Source organism: Cognaticolwellia mytili (assembly GCF_002104475.1).
GTDB lineage: Bacteria > Pseudomonadota > Gammaproteobacteria > Enterobacterales > Alteromonadaceae > Cognaticolwellia > Cognaticolwellia mytili.
The window spans coordinates 361,520-382,156 of sequence record NZ_NBOF01000003.1 but is presented as its reverse complement, the minus strand read 5'-3'; the positions used below and the strand labels follow the sequence as shown (position 1 = coordinate 382,156).

Here is a 20,637-nt window from a genome sequence, read left to right as displayed (position 1 = left end):
TTTTAGAGCATTAAAAAAGGAAGCTTAATTGCTTCCTTTTTTAATAATATAGGCAGCTAAACACTACTATTATTTAACTTTGAAACTGAGCGACTAAATTCGTCTGCTGATTAAGTCTGCGTAGTAATTTATCACTTAGTTGAACCGCCTCTTGGCCATGTGCCTCACTGTCTGAAGACATATCACGAATTGAAACGATATTCTGACTAATTTGTTCAACAGTCACTGACTGCTCTTCTACTGCAGCAGAAATTTGCATACTCATATTGGCTAGATCAGAAATATCAGATCCTATTCTTGTTAATGAATCACCCGTTTTATTTACCTGTTCAACACAATTGTTTGATAGTTGACTGCCTTTAGTCATGGCTTGCGTAGCAAGTTCTGACTCCTTTTCTAGCTGTTCAAGTAGCTTGCTAATTTCTTCGGTTGATTGCTGTGAGCGCATCGCTAATGCACGAACCTCTTCTGCAACAACAGCAAAACCGCGGCCTTGTTCACCTGCCCGTGCAGCTTCAATTGCTGCATTTAATGCAAGTAAATTAGTTTGATCTGCAATGCTGCTAATTTCACCTAACACAGCGGTAATCGCTCTACTGCCATTAATCAAGCGGCTAATAGCACTTTCAACTTCAGTAAGTTGTGAGGAAAGCTCATTGATTGCGCTAATCGTTTCTTTCACAATCACTTGCCCATCTGTGCTGATATCTAAGCCTTGCTGTGCACTGTCAGAAGCACTGGTTACCGCTTGAGATATTTCCTGTACCGTCGACAACATTTGGTTGATTGCAACCGCGACTTGTTCGGTTTCATTTTTTTGTTCACCTAAAATTCTTGCCACGCCATTGCCTCGCTCTGAGGATTCTTGTGCGCTATTGGTTATCGATACTGAGTCATCACTTACCCTGCCAACAACCGCATTTAACTCTGCTTTACGCATTTTTAATGCTAACGTTATTGAACCTACATCATCATTATTACCTGAATAAAGGTAACTCATTAGCGGATTATCAAAAACCTGTTTGGCTTCATTAACCACAGTTCGGTATTTTTTCCGCCAAAGTAACATCACAGAAACCGCTGCAATTGAAATACCTGTGCTTACTAGGTCAAGTATTAAATTACTTTCGTTGATAAATAGAGAAGCTAAAGACAACAGTGTCATTAGGACAAGCATTAACTGTAACCATAAAGTAGCATCTTTCTGTTTTTTCGCCTGTCGAATTGGGCGGCCAGCATTCATTTTAGGATATAACTTTTCCGCTCGTTTAATCACCTCAGGTTCAGGACAAGTTCTCACGGATTGGTATTCATGTACTTTGCCACTTTCATCCTTTATTGGCGTAACAAAGGCATTAACCCAGTAATAATCACCGTTTTCACAGCGATTTTTAACCGGCCCCATCCAAGAGTTACCAGATTGAATAAACGACCAGAGATCTTTAAATGCCGCTTTTGGCATATCAGGGTGACGAACAAGGTTATGAGGTTTTCCGACCATTTCTTCCAGTGAATAACCGGCAATTTTGCAAAAATTTTTGTTGACGTATTTAACATGACTATCTAGGTCTGTGGTCGAAAGAAGAATTTCCGACGGCCCAAATTTTACTTCTTTACTCAAAATGATTTACCTCTTTTAAACTAAGCAAACCAATTAAGTCACGGTTTACTTCATTAATAAATTTCAGCCGTACAGGCTTCGAGAAAATCCATTTACAAGTAAATACCTTCAATATCAGAGTAGAATGTAACAAAACATTTATCTACATAAATTTTAATTATTTAGCACTTAAATCAACTAGAGTTAAAAGTCTAAAGTAACCCCAACCAAATTACTTTTTAAAATGCTAAGCAAAAAGCATGTATAAAAGCTTATTTTTCATAATATTCTCTATAATAAAAAATGTTAGAGATAAAGAAGAGGTCATATGGTCTCTTCTTTTGTTAACAAACTAACTTACCTATCAACAACCCACTGTACTTGCTTCTTTTCACCATTACGCAAGAAGGTAAACACAAGCTTTTCGCCTTTGTCATAGCGTGAAAAGCGCTGTTGCAATTTGATCATCGACTCAAGGTCGGTTAAACGTCGACCGGATATTTCTAACAAAATATCTCCACCAAGAAGTAGTGGCTTTTCACCTAGCATAATATTTAAATTACCACCTCGAAAACCCAACTTCGCGGCTAAGGTCCCTGGAATAACCTGCTGAATAAGCATGCCGTAACCATAGGGGTTATTCAGTGCATGCGCTTCCATTTCAGTTAGGATGTGTGGAATAAAACCTGCGAATACTGCAGGTTTACTCGCAATAATATCATGAATAGAGTCCACTGAAATGGCAAAGCCAAGGCCATTACTATCGCCTGTTGCAGATAGAATATGACTAACTATGCCAATAATTTCACCTGAACGATTAAACAAAGGACCACCTGAGTTACCTTGATTAATAGCAGCATCAGTTTGGATAAAGCGCGGAACAATATCAGTTCCAGGAATAACGTCTTGGTCGCGAATACCACTTAAATAGCCAACAGATAAACTATGACTAACGCCATACGGCGCGCCAATGGCCATCACTTGTTCACCCACTTCATAACTGCCTGATTTAGCTAAAGGCAGCGCCTTAATATTATCTGGCAACTTAGCGGCTTGGATCATCGCGAGATCCAACATCGAGTTAATCCAAACTAAATGACCTGTTGTAGTTGTACCATCAGCAAATATCACTTCAATGCTAGTTGCCCGATCAACCACGTGTGCCGCGGTTAAAATTCGACCATTTTCACTAATAACGGCGCCTGAGCCTAAAGAGTTCTCGGTACTCGCTTCATAACGCACTTGGTTAGGGTTTGGCTGGGCAATAGATTCCACATGCAGCTCTACGACACTATTATCAACCTCTTTAAATAGTTTTTGCACCGAGTTATCGGCGCTTGAAGACAATGAAAATAAGCTCGTACAAAAAGAAATACAGACAATAAGTAAACGACAACGCATAAAAGTTAATCCTTAAACAATCAATCACATTAAAAACGACTCAACCTCAGTGTAACGGCTGTGAAAAGAATTGATATGAAAAATAATTTGGCCGAATTATAAATACTGCTATGATGGCGCGGTTATTTATTGAAGTGGTTTAAATGTGGTTTTGGAATTTATTGTAGTTATCGCAGTGATATTTTTAGTTTGGTTAGTTTGGCAGCTTATGCGCGCTAAACATTTTACTAAGTTTAGGCGTCAAATAGCGCAGGAATTAAAACCTAAAGTTATTGCTAGTATTGTTGAAGAAATGACAGAAACGCGTTCAGAGCAACTACCAAATAATTCAGCTCACCAAGAAGCAACCATTACTTACTGGACGGCTTCAACCGGAAGAATATTACAAGCTGCGTTAATGCGAGAAATAATCACAGAACAGTGGTTAAAAGAAACCGGTAATTTACGCAACAGCCAACACCTATTTCATATTGAGCGTGACTCATTACATAGATAACCAATTATCGAATAACGTAGCCGTCAGTTAGTAACATTGTACAAATCATAGAGACAAAAAAGAGAGTTTAAGCTCTCTTTTTTATATTTAAAAAAACTTAACTCTTAAGCCAGTTTTTCAAACTGTAAATCCCAAACACCATGACCTAAGTTTTGACCACGATTTTCGAATTTCGTTAACGGACGTGAATCAGGACGAGGTACGTAGTTATTGTTTTCTGACAAGTTTTTATAACCCGGAGAAGAGGTCATATCTTCTAACATACATTCAGCGTAATTTTCCCAATCGGTCGCCATATGAAACACACCACCAACCTTAAGTTTTTGGCGAATAGCTTCAACAAAACTCGCTTGTACAATACGACGCTTATGATGTTTCTTTTTATGCCACGGATCAGGAAAGAATAATTGCACGGTTGATAGTGACTCTGGAGGAATGCAGTCAGCTAAAACTTCAATCGCGTCATGTTCATACACTTTTAAGTTATTAACACCCTCTTCTTGTGCAAGTCCAATACAAGCACCAACACCAGGACGATGTACTTCAACACCAATAAAGTTTAATTCAGGTGCGTTTTTAGCCATTTCAACTAAAGATTTACCCATACCAAAACCAATTTCAAGTACGATAGGGTTATCGTTACCAAATAATTCGCTAGGATTAATCATACCGTCAGCATGATTCAAGCCCATAGTTGCCCAAAATTGCTCTAATGCTTTTGCCTGACCATTAGTAAGGCGACCTTCACGCTTAACAAAACTACGTACTTTTCGAATGTACTTGCCTTCTTGCTCTGCTTGCTCAACGGTTTTATGGGTTCTTTCAGTCATAATGCTATCAATTACTTAAATGTGTCATCAAAATTCGGGCGCATATTATCCGTGTTTAATGATTGAATTTCAATCACAGCATTACTGCCAACACTTTTAATTATGCGCTTTAATATACAAGAGCGCTAAGCGATTGCTTACGCTGCCCACCAAACGTCATACAAATCGCTAACTGTTACAGCGCTTGCGCCATTATCAGTTAACCATTTTTCAACAAGTTGGCGATGCTCTTCAGTACATTTGCCAATTTTTTGTGTGCAAACTAAGCCATGCCACAAAGTATCACCTTCGCCGCCAAAGCCTAAGCCGTTTGGCTCAATTACTTCATCGAAAAATTTAGATAGAAATGTGTCGATTGCTTCGCTATCAGTGCCATCATCTAGTTTCCAAGCAAGATCAAAACCTAATTCTTGGTATTCATCAACGCGTAATTTTTTACGTAAACGATTACTACGATTTTTTGCAGTTACTTTCATGTTTTTTCCCTTAAGGCTAAGTCAAATTTAGCACTTTATTATAACGAATATTTACTCTGGTCGAGAGCATAGTGACAATATAAATTTTTGCAATGAAAATATTAGCTTTATTCGCTACACTGTCGCCGCTATGACAAATAAAACTACAATTTCAGCCAAATCTGCTCAGTTGTTTTCAAGCCAAGTGTTAAACTGGTTTGAATTACAGGGTAGAAAACACTTGCCTTGGCAGCAAGACAAAACGCCTTACCGTGTCTGGATTTCAGAAATAATGTTGCAACAAACCCAAGTTGCTACGGTGATTCCTTATTATCAACGATTTATGGCAAGCTTTCCCACCGTAACCGACTTAGCCAATGCTGATGAAGATACTGTGTTGCATCATTGGACGGGGTTAGGTTATTACGCCCGCGCTAGAAACCTGCATAAGTCAGCTAAAATTATTCGTGACCAATATTTAGGTGAATTTCCAGATGAGTTAGAGCAAGTTATTGCTTTACCTGGTATTGGTCGCTCTACTGCGGGCGCAATATTAAGTTTATCGCTACATAAGCATCACGCAATATTAGATGGTAATGTTAAACGTGTACTTGCCCGCTGTTACATGGTGCAAGGACATACCGGACAAGCGATTTATGAAAAAACTTTATGGCCAATTACTGAGGCATTAACACCAGAAAAAGGCGTTGCTAATTTCAATCAGGCGATGATGGATTTAGGCGCAATGGTTTGTACCCGATCTAAACCTAAATGTGAAATTTGCCCGATACAAACAGGTTGCTTAGCCTTTGCCGGCGCTGAGCAAGCAAACTATCCACAAAAGAAACCTAAAAAAGTTATTCCTGAAAAACATACTATTATGGTTATTCCTCGCGTTAACCAACAAGTATTAATGGAAAAACGTCCTCCAACAGGTATTTGGGGCGGTTTATGGTGCTTTTTAGAGGTTGATGATCACAGTAAAATTGAAGATACTTTAGCGAAACATCAATTACGTGCAATAACAAAAAAACAGCTACCAAGCTTTCGTCATACTTTTAGCCACTTTCATTTAGATATAGAACCTGTTTTAGTTGAATGTGAATATGGTAGTAACAATGCAGTAAATGATGATAGCAGTCACCAGTGGTATAACTTAACCACCAATGCTTCAGTTGGCTTTGCAGCATCTACCAAGCAGTTAATTCAAAGCATTAAACAGCTTCATATTTAAGATATATAGCCAAGCTGCTTGATGATGCAAGTAGCTTGGCAATTCAACCATCACTTTTAGTGAAACTTGCACCAGTCACCAAATATATATGCCTTTTAAGAATTAATTTCATTTTTTCAAATTCAGCAGCTAATGCTTGTTTACCCCGAATTAACATCGCCCTTTTTTCTAATTGCAGCACTAAGGCAAAGGTTACTTCAGCATCTTCTTCCGGGAACTCATTACCAAGTAACTGATATAAATCAGCTAATATTTTTGTTTCTTGCTGCCAAGAAGCCAGTAGTAATTGACTTAATTGTACACTTCTTAATGCCTCATTGTGGAATGCCAACTCGACTCTTCGATCGTCCGATTTCGTAAATATTTGATCACTTAAATATTCAATACCATCTTGGTAGAGTTTTTCAGCTAATAGCTCTGGACAAACTTCTTGCTGCGAAAAATCACTGACGTCTTGCTCTAGAGAAATAAAATGGTTGTTCTTATTAATATCAATTTGATCATGCCAGTAAAGGAACGTTGAGCTAATTAAGTCTTCAATACTCTTGAAGTGGTAGGTTGTTGAACCAAGTGAAACACCAGCTTCAGCAGCAACAGCACGGTGACGCACTCCCCGCATTCCCGATGTTTTAATGATATTTAATGTTGCATCAAATATCCGTTGTTTAGCATCCATAATTGGTTGTTATTATCCACAGAGTAAATCAAAAGAAGACATAAATAAATTATACCTCGCCTCATTTATAACAAAAGTATTTTTTCACTATTTGACTAACTGTACGATAGTACAGTAGATTACTTGAATAAAAAACAAGTTACATTATAGATACATACGGAGTCATAAATGAATATTGATAAAATAGTCTTAGACCGCCGAAGGCTGCTAAAAGCTAGTGCAGTGCTAGGCGCAACAAGCGCCTTAGGGTTAAGTGCTTGCAGTAAACCCGTTGAAATAGCAGCACCAACATTGCAAGGCGTCGCAGGAAAAGACGGCAATATTATCGCACCTTGGACAAACTGGTCAGGCAATCAATATTCAACCCCTAACGAGCGTTTGATACCGAAAAACAGCCAAGAGCTTGCAACCATGATCAAAACCACTAAGCAAAAAATTCGCTTAGTGGGGGCCGGTCATAGTTTTTCACCATTAGTACCAACCAACGAAACGCAAATGTCTTTGGCATATTTCAGTGGTATTACAGATATAAATAAAGAGAAAAAACAATTCAGTGTTGCCGGTAATACTTTTCTAGCGAGTGTTGGTGAAGAGCTTTGGAAAAATGATCTTAGTTTAGAAAACATGCCTGATATTAACACCCAAACATTTGCCGGTGCTATCGCGACATCAACACATGGTACGGGCATGAACTATGGCTCTATGTCGAGCACCGTACAATCAATGACCCTTGTTAACGGTTTAGGTGAAGAGCTTGTTTGCAACAAGGATAGCGATGCAGATTTATTTAATGCTGCTCGCAATAATATCGGCACCTTAGGCGCAGTAACCAATTTAACGTTACAAGCGCAAGACAAATATCACCTCAAAGAAACTAGCTGGATGATGGACCTTGAAGCAGGGCTTGAACAAGCAGAAAGTTTACGTGACAGCCACCGACACTTCGAGTTTTATGCCTTACCCTATGCTGACTATATTCTTGCTATTAGCCTAGATAAAGTCGCTGAAAGCGAATTGCAAGCAACTAAGGCACCAACAAGTGATGCTTATGAGACCTTTAAAAGTATGTCAAAGCTGATTGATATCGTGCCTTTTTTACGACGCTTTATCATCAATACCGCCGCTAGCACGGTTGGTGAAGAGCAGCGTAGTGGTCGAAATTATGAAATTTTTGGCAACCTACGTGATATCCGTTTCAATGAAATGGAATATTCAGTACCAGCTGAACACGGCGTTGCCTGCTTACGGGAAATATTGGCCACCATTAAAAAGCAAAACATCAATGTTATTTTCCCCATGGAATTTAGGTATATAAAAGCAGATGACGTTTGGCTAAGTCCCTTCTACCAACGTGATAGCTGTGCAATCAGTTGTCATAACTTTCATGACAAAGATTATAAAAAATACTTTGCCGCAATTGAGCCTATTTTTTTGAAATATGATGGCCGACCACATTGGGGGAAAATTCACACCTTAGCCGCCAAAGAGCAACGGGCGAGATACCCAAAATTCGATGAGTTTTTACGGGTACGAGAAATAATGGACCCCAACAATATATTCACCAACAACCACATTGATCGTGTCTTGGGTATTAGCTAAATTTTAATGATAGTAATGGAATTATAAATATGAATAGAAGAAAATTTATTATCGCTAGCGTTGCTGCAGCTGTCGCTATAGCTTTATTGAAGCCAGACGATAATGGTGGACCATATAGCCCTTATTTTTCGGCGCTAAATAATGATCTAAAATCTAACGGTAATTCTTTGCCGAACATGCTGATTGACTTAGATAAGCTCGACCTAAACATTCAGGCATTACAAGCATTATTAAACCCAAAAACTGATTTACGTCTCGTAGCAAAGTCCCTCCCTAGCCCTGAATTACTGGGCTATATTATGGACAAAGCAGCAACGAATAAATTAATGGTTTTTCATCTGCCCTTCCTTACTCATATTGCACAAACCTACCCTGACAGTGATTTATTATTTGGTAAGCCGATGCCGGCAAAAGCCGCCGAAAGCTTTTACCAGCAACATACGGCTGAGCATGCTTTCAAGCCAGAAAAACAATTACAATGGCTTATCGACAGCGAGCCGCGCCTACAGCAGTACCTGGCATTAGCAAAATCGCAACAAATAAAGCTGCAAGTAAATATTGAAATTGATGTTGGCTTACACCGAGGCGGTTTACAAAGAGCACAAGAGCTTGATGCCCTAATAACGCTAATTGAACAGAACCCATCTTACCTGCGTTTTTCAGGTTTTATGGGCTACGACCCGCATGTAGTAAAACTGCCTAGCATTATTAAATCAGCAGACGAAGCCTATCAAGAATCACAAACAATCTATCAAAGCTTTATCGAGCGTTTATACGCAATAAATAATAACTATAAAAATCAAAAACTTTGCTTTAACGGCGCAGGTAGCCCGACCATTGCTATGCACAACAGCAATACTGTTGCTAATGAACTTTCAGCGGGTTCATGTTTAGTTAAACCCACCGATTTTGATTTACCCAGTTTAGAGAGTTTCACCGCTGCTGCTTATATTTCGACACCGGTATTGAAAAAAATGGCCGGCACACAAATCCCCGCCATTGAAATGGCTAAAAACATATTGCCGTTGTGGGATGCGAACATGCAGCAAACATTCTTTATTTATGGCGGTAAGTGGTTAGCAAAATACGAAGCCCCGTCAGGATTACAAAATAATGGCCTGTTTGGCCCCAGTACTAATCAAGACATGGTCAATGGCTCAAATAAAATTGATATCGGTGTTGATGACCATGTATTTCTCAGGCCGAGCCAAAGTGAATCAGTATTTTTACAGTTTGGTGATTTACTCATCGTAAGAAATCAAATAATTCAGCAATCTTGGTCCATTTTAAAGCAAGTATAAGATGAGTATGTCAAAACTAATTTTTCCAAAAAACTTTATTTTTGGTAGTGCTACTGCCGCGTATCAAATTGAAGGAGGTGCAACCAAAGATGGCAGAGGGCCATCAATTTTGGACATTTTTAGCCAGACAAAAGGCAAAAACAATCATAATGAGAATGGTGATATTACGCGGGGCTGAGGCACGTTTCCAGTTCACTATTAACCAACTATGCACTTTTAGACTACGGAGGTGATTGGCTTTTATTCTTGCAGCCTAGGCTTTCGTTAATCATGCTTTACAGGTTAATTGCTATTGAGCCGGAAAGAGGTAGGAATAAAAAACACATGAGTTACCAAAAACCAAGTGAATATCTGGTGCTTGGCTACTGCAAAAATACGTCAAATATGTCGCTATGCCTTGGTCTGCCGTGATCTTTTTTAGCATGCCCCCGAATACGTTCTACTCAACATAGCGCTTATCGAACAAAGTCATTACTTAATTCTCACGATTATGAGTGGCTTATTTATTTCAGTTGCTAGCGTGAATGTCCGTGCGCTACTTATGAATGTGAATGGTACTACACAACATGGTAAAGCGTTCTAACGCCATAACTTTTTTGACAACATAGGCACCAGCCATTAGAGGTATTATTCTAACAATTACCTGTGATTATCACAGAATGGCCAACAATGCTTTTTGGGAGACTAATTTGTGCATTGATATTGACCAACACAATATTTACCGAAAAAAAGATAAGGCCAATGCTCACGGTTAACAATGAGCTAAAATAATATGATTATCATCGCTTTTATAATAGAATTTCCTCCTTATCATTTATGTTCGTTACCGCAATTAGCGAATATCACACAGGAAAAATCATGAGTAAAATCGTATTTTGTCAAAAATTACAAAAAGAAGCGGAAGGATTAAGGTTTCAGCTCTATCCCGGTGAAGTAGGCAAGCGTATTTTTGATAACATTTGCCAAGAAGCTTGGACCGATTGGCAGAAAAAGCAAACAATGCTGATTAACGAAAATAAAATGAACATGATGAACCCCGATGATCGTGTGATTTTAGAAACAGCTATGATTGCTTACTTATTTGAGAATAAAGAACCGGAAATTGAAGGTTACACACCAGAAAAAAAGTAACGCTACTTTTTCAATATACTTTTTAGTGCCTGATATTTTTTATCATGACATTTAAGTTGTCCACTAAAAGTCGGATTACGCTGTTAATAAGTCATTTTTATTGGCAGCAGTAAATTTTTTCCCTCTGACATTCCTCTTTTATAAATAATTAATCACAATAAATAATCATTAAAAAGTAAAAGAATCAGGCTAAATTGCTCCATAAAAGAGCAATAAGTAGAAAAAAACGACAAACAGACATTTATTTAAAAAAAAGTGTTGACGGGATAAACGAAAAACAGTTTAATACGCCCCGTCTTCAAGGCACAGCCAAGAAGACAACGTACAGGACAATCATTTAGATTGTTATTGTGCCTCGATAGCTCAGTCGGTAGAGCAGAGGATTGAAAATCCTCGTGTCCCTGGTTCGATTCCGGGTCGAGGCACCATTTTAGAATCAACAACTTCCGTAGTTGATTCGGTGCCAAGATAAACTTTATTTTAAATAAAGATTTATCGCACACAAAGCTTTGTGTGCCGACTTAGCTCAGTTGGTAGAGCAACTGACTTGTAATCAGTAGGTCGCCAGTTCGACTCCGGCAGTCGGCACCATTCATAACGAAGCTTCAGCATTAATGTTGAAGCTTTTTTATTTCTTCTTAAAAAGAAAAAACGCTTTCGTGTGCCGACTTAGCTCAGTTGGTAGAGCAACTGACTTGTAATCAGTAGGTCGCCAGTTCGACTCCGGCAGTCGGCACCATTCATTCAAGCCCTAACTTCGGTTAGGGCTTTTTTGTATTTGTTACTCGGTTAATTTCTTTCCTAAATTTCACTCGAACCGATATCAGGCAGTAATATCACAAAATCCCGCTTATCTTGACGCTGTTACATTCAGTTTTATCAGCAATGGCTTAGTTTCTTATAATACTTGGTGCTGTCTCGCACTAACTCCGCTAATAAGCGAATCCCTTCATCACAACTTAATGATCGTATAAGTTAGCTTGTGACTTAATCTTTGGAAATCAGATTACAACTGTTTGGTGTTTTAGTCGTTCCGTATATTCAACTATACCGCATAGTAAATAATTCCATGTTCAATTGTTTGTGGCGTTCTACCTTCTTGTCGATGCGTTAACACATGATGGACCTCTCAAGGTTAAATTTGTAAACAATCTGACCGGACTCTATAATGGCTTTAAGTACTTTTGCTATTTAACTTATCAATGTAGGAAAAGAGAGTGCGCATTTATGCTTTACTAACAACTTTATTTTTTTATCTAACAATTAGCTCAGCAAGAGCAGAAATTGCAAATGATAACGAAAGAACTTACTCATCAGAATTAAGCAATTTACTTGAACAGTACTTCTTAATTTTCCCTCCCTACTGGGAAAAGTTGGCTGATAATAAATTTACAGGCTTACATTACCGGCTAGCAAAAAAGCTATATCAGCACGCAAAATTAAATGTCAAATTTGTCAATGTCCCTTATCAAAGAATGCAATTTCAGATATCTCAAGGAGAGACTGCTTTTATAAACTATGGAGAAGTGAAAGGAGTTGAAGCTAAAGATGTTTTTCATATTTGTGTTCCTCCCACCAAAATTACTTTAAGAGTTTACTATATCAAAGATGATTTAGAAAAAGTTACCACGATAGAGGAGTTTTCCGATAAGAATTTAATTATTTTGCATGGTTTACCACTTGGCGATTATGAAAGTATAAAGTCAAATAAAAGCATCAGTTTTATGCGCCCTATGACGATCGAATCTGCGATAAATGGTTTAAAAATAGGTCGTGGAGATTATTTTATCGTATTTGATAACTTTATGATAAATGCTCAACAGCGCTTTTTTTCCAATGGTAACCAACAATTAAAGAACTATCCTTTGTTTACACTATTGGGTTATCCAATTGTCACACCAAAAACCTTTAAAGGAGGGGAAAAAATTTGTGCTAAAGTGTTATCTAGTTACAGGCAGTTAATTAAAGAAGGTATCATTGATAAAAAATATAAAATCCTAGCTTCAGATTTAAATAACCTCAGCCCTGGCAGTTAGAGCACGTAAAAAGCTGAGAAAATCATAACATGATTCACATAATTCATGAGTAAATTTTTACTTAATTATAAAGCTGCACATTGAAAAACAGGTTATAAGGATATCAACCCACCACCACTGCATCACTTTGATTTTTATTTGGTGTTACAGGCTTATTAGATACTTTCGCAGACGATGTTAGCTTAACACTCAGCAAAACACATTAATAAATATAAAGCACCACACATAATTTATAAGCTTCATAACAAGGTTAAATTGATATAGCTCAGTATAATATCTAATCAAACTAAATTTAGTAGTCCTTTTAAGATTGGCCGACTATTATGAATAATACCTTAACACCAAATTTAAACAGTATATGGCTGAGCACTTAAATAAACTTGATTATCTTAATAAGAAAATATCATTGCATGAAAAGTTAATCGCGACACATAGATCAATGAACGAAGTCTTTCCATTTATTGCTCGTATTGCTGTTGCTATTTACGACCCAAAAACAGGGCTAATCAAAACATTTATTCACAGTAGCTCTGATAAAAACCCCTTAGCTAACTATCAGGCCTATTTAGATGATGTTCCTTCACTAAAGCGCATTGTCGAAAGAGGTTTGCCACGTGTAATCAATAATTTTTTAACTTTTGAACAAACAGGTAGTGAACACGAAAAACGAATTGGCAGAGAAGGTTATGCCGCTAGCTATACTTTGCCAATTTTTAAAAATGGTGATTTTTTTGGCTTGATTTTTTTTAACTCGAACAAAAAAGGTGTATTTACTGAAAAAATTTTAGGTCAAATTGATATTTATGCACATTTGATATCCCTAATGATCCTCAATGAAAGTAACCTGATTAACACGCTAGGTGCTGCGATTAAAATGACCGGTGAAATCACCCACATTCGCGATCCTGAAACAGGAAGCCACTTAGATCGCATGTCACGCTACAGCCGCTTAATTGCAATGAAACTAGCTGATAAATACGATTTCAGTGACAACTTCATTGAGCATATTTTTATGTTCTCTCCATTACATGATATAGGCAAAATAGGCATACCTGATAGTGTGCTACTAAAACCGGGAAAACTGACCCAAATTGAAAGAGATATTATGCAAAAGCATCCTAATATAGGCTGTGAGATTATTGATGACTTGCTAAAAAGCTTCGATCTAGAAAATATCGAATATATTGATATGCTTCGTAATATTATCGAGTCACATCATGAAGCCATAAATGGTGAAGGTTACCCCAACAAAATAAGAGGTAAGAATATCCCAATTGAAGCACGAATAGTCACTGTAGCAGACGTATTTGATGCTTTAACTAGTGTTAGGCCCTATAAAGAAGCATGGAGTAATGAAAAGGCATGCAAAACACTGAGAGAGTTGGCAGGAAAAACACTTGATGAAGATTGTGTAAATGCACTAATAGATAATATGACTGAGATCGAATTAATTCAAAGTTGCTTTCAGGACGATATATATAGTTAACCTGATGTAATGCTTTCCCCGCAATATAGCACTTTTATGCGATGATTGAGTTGTTATACGCTTCAAAAATGGGAGAAAGTAAGAATTATAAAAATAAAATAATCTAACAAAATTGATTTATCAATGAGTAAATTAAGCATAACATTCGAATAGTATCATCTAATACACAACATAAACAAAGCGCTAGGAAACTAATATTTTCTGTGCATAATGACATTCCTCAATAAAATTTCATAAACAAGCCTCTGTATGATAAAAGACATCTCTAATTTACAAGTAAAGTTACAAGCTTTACTTCAAACACAGCAAACCTTAGATAATCAAGGGAAAATAGCCGACTATATCCCTGCGTTAGCGAAGGTTTCTGCTAACCACATAGGGGTTTGTGTCGCGACAATTGATGGTAAGATTGCTGGTGCTGGTGATCATCAGGTAGCATTCTCAATTCAAAGCATTTCAAAGGTATTTGGCTTAGTGATGGCTATGAATCGCATTGGCGAAGATTTATGGCAACGGGTCAATATGGAACCTTCAGGGCAACCTTTCAATTCAATTATTCAACTAGAATGGGAAAAAGGTATTCCTCGAAACCCTGTTATAAATGCTGGAGCATTATTAATCGCCGACGTATTAGCTAGCCACTTCTCTGCAAGTAAGCTCGCTTTTTTAAGTTTTATGCGTAAACTCTCAGGTGACGAAAGTGTATATATTGACAATAATGTATACCAATCAGAGCTATCGCACGGTAATCGCAACGCTGCCATGGCATATTTAATGAAAAGCTTCGGTAATATTGAAGCAGAAATACCTGATGTACTAAGCCAGTATTTTACTCAGTGTTCTATAGCAATGAGTTGTGAGCAATTGGCAAAAAGTTTATTGTTTTTGGCAAATAAAGGCATTGATCCCAGAACTAAAAATGTAATCTGTTCCCCAAAAGATGCCCACCGTGTTAATGCGATATTATCGACTAGTGGCATGTATGATCAATCTGGTGAGTTTGCTTTCTCGATTGGTTTACCTGCAAAAAGTGGGGTTGGCGGTGGTATTGTAGCCATAGTACCAAACTATGGCGTTATTTGTACTTGGAGCCCCCTTTTAAATAAATTTGGTAACTCTGTCGTTGGTACGAACTTAGTTGCGAGCCTAGCAGAAAAGCTAGGTTTATCAATCTATCATTAGTTTGATAATTGCTTATATAAAAAATATCATTTTATCATCCAAGTATTAAGCAGAAATACGGATTAATACTGGGATGACATTTTTAAAGCACTTTCTGTATTGGTTGGATTAACTAGTACCTCCATATTTCTAAGTTATTTTTGAGTTCGTGCTTTTTATAATTAGCCATAGTTTTTCACTTTCTAAGCTGTGCACTTCATTAGCGTCGACATGCCAATTCCAAAAGGCGCTAATATTTTTCGTTAAAAAAAGTAAATCACCTTCCTTCTTAGTTAAGCTCAAAGGCCCATTAAATTTTTTCATTCGCCAACTCGGTCCATAAGCGGGTTAGTTATTCATCCAAAATAGTTTTTTGGTTTCTAACATCGTTCATAGTACTGCCAAAAAAGTCAATTATTGAATGTCTAGCCATAGCTTAAAATTAATAACTTTAATACAAAGGTACAATTTAATGTAAAAGTAATATTCACACCTAGCAAACAGCGCTATATATCGTCTCTTGGCACTTAGAGTATAAATATATTGATAACGTTCAGAGAGTTTCTTTCTAAATATCTAATTTTCAAGTTAATTAAGCCATTGTTAAAATGGACACTAAGCTCAAGTCTATAAAGCTAACAGAGAATATTCGATATTCTCTACCTAGCGACTTCCCCCTCCAACTTGTTAAAAAAATGTAAAAATGAAGTTAACAGTCAATCTAAAACGATTACAATCAGTGACATTTACTAACTTCAATCCACTGCTATAATAATATATAGTAACGCTTTTTTAATTGCCTATTATTACCATTCATGGACGAGGGTTTATGACGTTTTCAACTAAGTCGAAGCAACTTCTATTGTTAAATACTGATTTAGAACATTTAACCGTGTTAGAGCAGTTATTAAATAATGGTACTTCGTATAAAGTCATCGTTGCCTCAAAAATTAAAGAAGCGATACAAATATTAAAAAGACAACAAATTGATTTTGTTATTAGCAGTATCCATCTTGATAATTTTGACGGCTGGCGCCTTGCAAGAATGATCCGTTCAGGTGTACTTAAATGTTCGGCAGAAACGCCATTTGTCATAGTTGCAAACACCTGGTGTGAGCATATAGCAAGTGCAACAGCAAGAGAGTTTGGTATCAACCGATTAGTGCCATATCAAGAGCACGAAAAGTTACTTGACGTTGTTAATAAAAACCAGCTAACCCCTCTTGAGGATATGGTCAACACTTCTGTTTTAGTAATCGAAGACAACCCCGACACTCGCCACTTAGTCGAAAGAATACTATCCAATCGTTTCACTGTTGATACCGCAGCTGACGGTGAATTAGGCTTGAAACTATGGCGTGAAAATAATTATGCTTTGGTGCTGCTCGATGTCATGTTACCAGGACTATCAGGCAATCAAGTCCTCGATCAAATAATACACGAAAATTCAGCACAATCAGTAGTTATTATGACCGCAAACCATACTATGGAGTTAGCTGAGGAACTAATGCTAAAAGGTGCTGCAGATTTTGTCACCAAACCCTTTCGAGCAGAACAGTTAAGGCGTGTTTGTGAAACAGCTGCTCGCCGTGAAGACTTTATGATCAGTAACGAACAGTTTGCAAATAAAGTTGAATCATTGCAGCAAAGCCAAACTGAATATAAACAAATACTTGATGCACACCAATTACTGTTAGATCAATTAGGAAGCGTTGTTATTGAGCTCGATACTTCTGGCCAGATTATTTTTCTAAACAAAGCCTGGGAAAAGCTTACTGGTTTTAAAATAGATCACTCCATGCGATTAGCTTTTGCTGATTTTATTGAGCCAACAGAGTTTTCAAGCTTTAACTCTGGTGAACAATTACAACCGATTCTAACCGGACAAGTAAACTCACTGCATTTGGAGTTTAAATTAAAAAACCAGTTAAATACCGATCTTTGGGTGGAGGCTCGCTTAGAGCTAACCTTGTGTAATGATGATAAAAGCTACAGCATCTCTGGCACCATTGATGACATAACATCACGTAAAAAAGCCCAAAATGATTTAGAATACTTAGCCATGCATGATGGCCTAACAGGTTTATTTAATCGTCATTATTTCGAAATTGAATTAAGTCAATATTCAGCTACAGCGACGAGAGGTAGCGGCCCACATGCTTTGCTTTATTTAGACTTAGATCACTTTAAAGTAATTAACGATACAGCAGGACATCACCATGGTGACCGCGTATTAAGAGATATTTCAGCATTGATTAGTAACAGGTTGCGCAGAGTGGATTTTTTTGCTCGTATTGGCGGTGATGAATTTGCCTTACTGTTACCCAACACTAACCAAACTATAGCCTTAAAACTTGCTGATAACATTTGCACACTGCTCGATGAGTATCACTGTAAAATAGATGAGCAACTATTTAAAGTTAATTGTTCCATCGGCATATCAGAAGTTAATGGCATTGAGAAAAGTGCTGAAGAATATATGAAACAAGCTGATATTGCACTTTACGCGGCAAAAAAGCAGGGTCGCAATATGGCACATATTTACGATCAAGAAGATATTCACAGTAAAGAATTACAAGCAAGTCTTGAGTGGGTAAGAAAGTTACATCAAGCAATCGCTGACGATAATTTAATTCTCTATTTTCAACCTGTTGTTACCATAGCAACTAGAGAAATAGCTTATTATGAAGCCCTTGTTAGGCTTGAACTAGACGGTAAAATCATCCCACCCGGCGATTTCATTCCTGCACTAGAGCGAGAAGGCAGGATGAGGCTATTAGACAGACAAGTGATTGCTAAAGCGATAAAATACCTAGCAGAGCATTCTGAACTACATACAATAGCAATTAACTTATCAGCGCAAGGTTTTAGTGATGAGCGGTTAGTTCCTATCATCCAAGAAGCCATAGCAGATAATAACGTCGCAGCCGAACGAATTATTTTTGAACTAACTGAAAGTGCAAGTTTAAGTAATATTGAAGAAACTAAAAAAATTATTTCTCGCATTGGTAAGCTAGGCTGCAAGTTTTCTATTGACGATTTCGGTACCGGTTTTAGTACTTTTGATTATTTAAAGCAAATTCCAGCAGATTCAGTCAAGATAGATGGATCTTTTGTCGTTGATTTAGCATCAAACAGCGTTGACTTTGCCTTAGTTAAAGCCATTTATGAAGTAGCCTCAGCGCTTGGCAAAAAAACCGTTGCTGAATTTGTCGAAAATGAAGAAACTTTAATAATACTTGAGAGGCTTGGCGTTACCTACGCACAAGGCTATCATTTAGGTAAACCTAAACCTATTGAAGAGTGTTTTATCCCTAGCAATATTCCCAAGCAACTCAAAGAGTTAATTTAAATTATATATTCTTACTGACTTTGTTCCTAAACTTTAGCCTAGGTTGGCATTCGCCAACTTCGCTAAAAGAGAGGGAAATTATGACTTCGTCATTATCAATTCAAAGCAATATACCTGAAAATGATATCAATCATGTAAAATGGGACAATGCCGATTTAATCATTACCTATTTAAGGATACTAAAAGTAGATTATATCTTTGGTGTTCCTGGCGGCGCTATAGAACCATTTTATGACGCCATATCAAGAAACCAATCAAGTGGCGGCCCAAAAATCATTGTTTCTCGCCATGAATCAGGCGCTGCATTCATGGCCTATGGTTACACTAGAGAAACAGGCAAGCTTGGTGTTTGTTGCGCAACGACAGGGCCAGGCACAACAAATTTATTAACCGGTGTTGCCTCAGCATACGCTGATAATATTCCAATGTTAGTTATTACAGCACAAACCCCCTTACCAAAGTTTGGTAAAAATGCCCTACAGGAATCATCCTGTACCGCGATAGATACTGTTGGAATTTTTCGTTATTGCACTAATTACAATACGCTGATTTCTCATAGTGAACAAATGAATAGCAAACTAGTCGCCGCAATACTAGCTGCCTTTCGCATTCCAGCAGGCCCATCTCATATTAGTATTCCGGCTGATATTCTGCGAAATAAAGTAGATACGCCTCCCCTTTTAACTTCAAATATTCTCCTTAATAAAACCACTCTTACAGATGACAATGCAATACTAAAGTTAATAGACATTTTATGCACCTCCAAACATATTGCTTTGTTTCTAGGCCGCGATTGTGGCGACGCTATCAATTTAATTATTGAATTTGCTGAATTAACCAATGCGGCTATTACTGCTGGCCCTGCGGCAAAACGTTGGGTAGATAGTTTTCACCCACAATATTATGGTGTTTTCGGTTTTGCTGGTCATGAAAGTGCCAACAATGCATTACTTAGCAAAGAGGTAGATATCATCATAGCCATAGGGACACAAATTTCAGAATTAGGAACTAATGGCTGGAACAGTAAACTATTAAGTGAAAAGCTTATCCATATAGATGAAGATAGTGAACACTTTTCACGAACACCAATGGCGAAGCTCCATGTCTGTGGTAATCTGGGCTCAACTTTAAAAAAAATTAATCGTATTATAAAACAAAAAACCAGTGGGCTAGGACCATGGAGCTATCCATTGATATCTAAACCACACCTGCTCGAACAGGGCGCCATTTGCGGCCCACAAGTTCAACTCAACTTACCCGAAAGTTGTTATTCGAATGAAGTCCCATTAAAACCGCAACGTGTTGTAACTGAGTTTGCTAAATATATTCCTGAAGAATATCGCTTGCATTTAGATGCCGGTAATATCTGGGCTTGGTTCACACATTATCATCATAGTAGAAACTTACTAGGCCATTATCATATTGCCATGGGTTTTGGTTCAATGGGCTGGGCAATTGGTGCCGCAGTGGGTAACTGTATTGGTAGCGGAAAACCTAGCGTCTGTATTACTGGCGACGGTAGTTACTTAATGGCAGGACAAGAAATAACAGTAGCACTACAACATCAATTACCCGTTATCTATGTTGTTTTTAATGACAGCGGACTTGGCATGGTAAAACATGGCCAAAAACTAGGCGGTGCTGAAGAAATTGGCTTTGACTTGCCAACGGTTAATTTTGCAAAAATGGCTGAAGCAATGGGAGTTGAAGGCATTCAGGTGAAAACTATCAATGAATTAATAACCATTGATTGGCATCGCCTTGGATGCAAGCAAGCACCCACCATGATTGACTTATACATTGACCCTAATGAGACCCCTCCTATGGCACAGCGTGTAAAAGGTTTAGCAACTCAATCAGCAACTCCAGGAGGATAAAC

At 37.7% G+C, this 20,637-nt stretch carries 16 protein-coding genes and 3 tRNA genes; 14 read left to right on the top strand and 5 right to left on the bottom strand.

The features are described 5' to 3' along the window. Positions 1–73: 73 nt before the first annotated feature. Together B7C41_RS11270 and B7C41_RS11265 are read right to left on the bottom strand one after the other, a co-directional pair. Positions 74–1,621: a methyl-accepting chemotaxis protein gene (locus tag B7C41_RS11270; protein WP_085299019.1), complete on the bottom strand. Its 1,548-nt coding sequence runs from the start codon at positions 1,619–1,621 to the stop codon at positions 74–76. Between the two features lie 336 nt (positions 1,622–1,957). Beyond that, on the bottom strand, positions 1,958–3,001 hold the full coding sequence (locus B7C41_RS11265; RefSeq protein ID WP_085299018.1) for a S1C family serine protease: 1,044 nt from the start codon (positions 2,999–3,001) through the stop codon (positions 1,958–1,960). A gap of 145 nt (positions 3,002–3,146) precedes the next feature. On the opposite strand from B7C41_RS11265, the gene B7C41_RS11260 reads away from it, so the two are divergent. Next, positions 3,147–3,497, top strand: a complete 351-nt coding sequence (locus B7C41_RS11260) for a hypothetical protein (RefSeq protein ID WP_235839695.1) — start codon at positions 3,147–3,149, stop codon at positions 3,495–3,497. Positions 3,498–3,601: 104 nt separating this feature from the next. On the opposite strand, the gene trmB is transcribed toward B7C41_RS11260, so the two are convergent. Both trmB and B7C41_RS11250 read right to left on the bottom strand, forming a co-directional pair. Next, the gene (trmB, locus tag B7C41_RS11255) at positions 3,602–4,327 is read right to left on the bottom strand and encodes a tRNA (guanosine(46)-N7)-methyltransferase TrmB (RefSeq protein ID WP_085299017.1); all 726 of its coding nucleotides are present in this window, start codon (positions 4,325–4,327) and stop codon (positions 3,602–3,604) included. A gap of 137 nt (positions 4,328–4,464) precedes the next feature. Next, entirely contained in the window at positions 4,465–4,803 is a 339-nt protein-coding gene (locus tag B7C41_RS11250) for a YggL family protein (RefSeq protein ID WP_085299016.1), read from the bottom strand. A gap of 130 nt (positions 4,804–4,933) precedes the next feature. Between B7C41_RS11250 and mutY the strand changes: the two genes are divergently transcribed. Next, positions 4,934–6,016: an A/G-specific adenine glycosylase gene (gene mutY, locus B7C41_RS11245; protein ID WP_085299015.1), complete on the top strand. Its 1,083-nt coding sequence runs from the start codon at positions 4,934–4,936 to the stop codon at positions 6,014–6,016. A gap of 43 nt (positions 6,017–6,059) precedes the next feature. On the opposite strand, the gene B7C41_RS11240 is transcribed toward mutY, so the two are convergent. Then, entirely contained in the window at positions 6,060–6,692 is a 633-nt protein-coding gene (locus B7C41_RS11240) for a TetR/AcrR family transcriptional regulator (RefSeq protein WP_085299014.1), read from the bottom strand. 168 nt (positions 6,693–6,860) lie between these two features. Between B7C41_RS11240 and B7C41_RS11235 the strand changes: the two genes are divergently transcribed. From B7C41_RS11235 to B7C41_RS11180, 12 genes are all read left to right on the top strand, one after another. Beyond that, positions 6,861–8,291: a D-arabinono-1,4-lactone oxidase gene (locus B7C41_RS11235; RefSeq protein WP_085299013.1), complete on the top strand. Its 1,431-nt coding sequence runs from the start codon at positions 6,861–6,863 to the stop codon at positions 8,289–8,291. Positions 8,292–8,320: 29 nt separating this feature from the next. Continuing rightward, positions 8,321–9,592: an alanine racemase gene (locus B7C41_RS11230; RefSeq protein ID WP_085299012.1), complete on the top strand. Its 1,272-nt coding sequence runs from the start codon at positions 8,321–8,323 to the stop codon at positions 9,590–9,592. 7 nt (positions 9,593–9,599) lie between these two features. After that, positions 9,600–9,770: a family 1 glycosylhydrolase gene (locus tag B7C41_RS11225; RefSeq protein WP_085299458.1), complete on the top strand. Its 171-nt coding sequence runs from the start codon at positions 9,600–9,602 to the stop codon at positions 9,768–9,770. Between the two features lie 680 nt (positions 9,771–10,450). Then, a complete protein-coding gene (locus tag B7C41_RS11220; RefSeq protein WP_085299011.1) occupies positions 10,451–10,723 on the top strand; it encodes an oxidative damage protection protein in 273 nt (90 codons plus the stop codon). Positions 10,724–11,075: 352 nt separating this feature from the next. Further along, positions 11,076–11,151: transfer RNA gene (locus B7C41_RS11215), tRNA-Phe, on the top strand. 87 nt (positions 11,152–11,238) lie between these two features. Then, a tRNA-Thr gene (locus B7C41_RS11210) sits at positions 11,239–11,314 on the top strand. A 72-nt stretch (positions 11,315–11,386) separates the two neighbouring features. Further along, a tRNA-Thr gene (locus B7C41_RS11205) sits at positions 11,387–11,462 on the top strand. A gap of 478 nt (positions 11,463–11,940) precedes the next feature. Continuing rightward, positions 11,941–12,759 (top strand): hypothetical protein, encoded by an 819-nt coding sequence (locus B7C41_RS11200; protein WP_085299010.1) that lies wholly within the window; start codon positions 11,941–11,943, stop codon positions 12,757–12,759. A gap of 358 nt (positions 12,760–13,117) precedes the next feature. Further along, entirely contained in the window at positions 13,118–14,245 is a 1,128-nt protein-coding gene (locus B7C41_RS11195; RefSeq protein ID WP_085299009.1) for an HD domain-containing phosphohydrolase, read from the top strand. A 249-nt stretch (positions 14,246–14,494) separates the two neighbouring features. Further along, entirely contained in the window at positions 14,495–15,427 is a 933-nt protein-coding gene (gene glsB / locus B7C41_RS11190; RefSeq protein ID WP_085299008.1) for a glutaminase B, read from the top strand. Positions 15,428–16,235: 808 nt separating this feature from the next. Beyond that, on the top strand, positions 16,236–18,758 hold the full coding sequence (locus B7C41_RS11185) for a GGDEF domain-containing response regulator (protein WP_085299007.1): 2,523 nt from the start codon (positions 16,236–16,238) through the stop codon (positions 18,756–18,758). 80 nt (positions 18,759–18,838) lie between these two features. Continuing rightward, positions 18,839–20,635: a thiamine pyrophosphate-binding protein gene (locus B7C41_RS11180; protein ID WP_211279516.1), complete on the top strand. Its 1,797-nt coding sequence runs from the start codon at positions 18,839–18,841 to the stop codon at positions 20,633–20,635. Positions 20,636–20,637 lie beyond the last annotated feature (2 nt).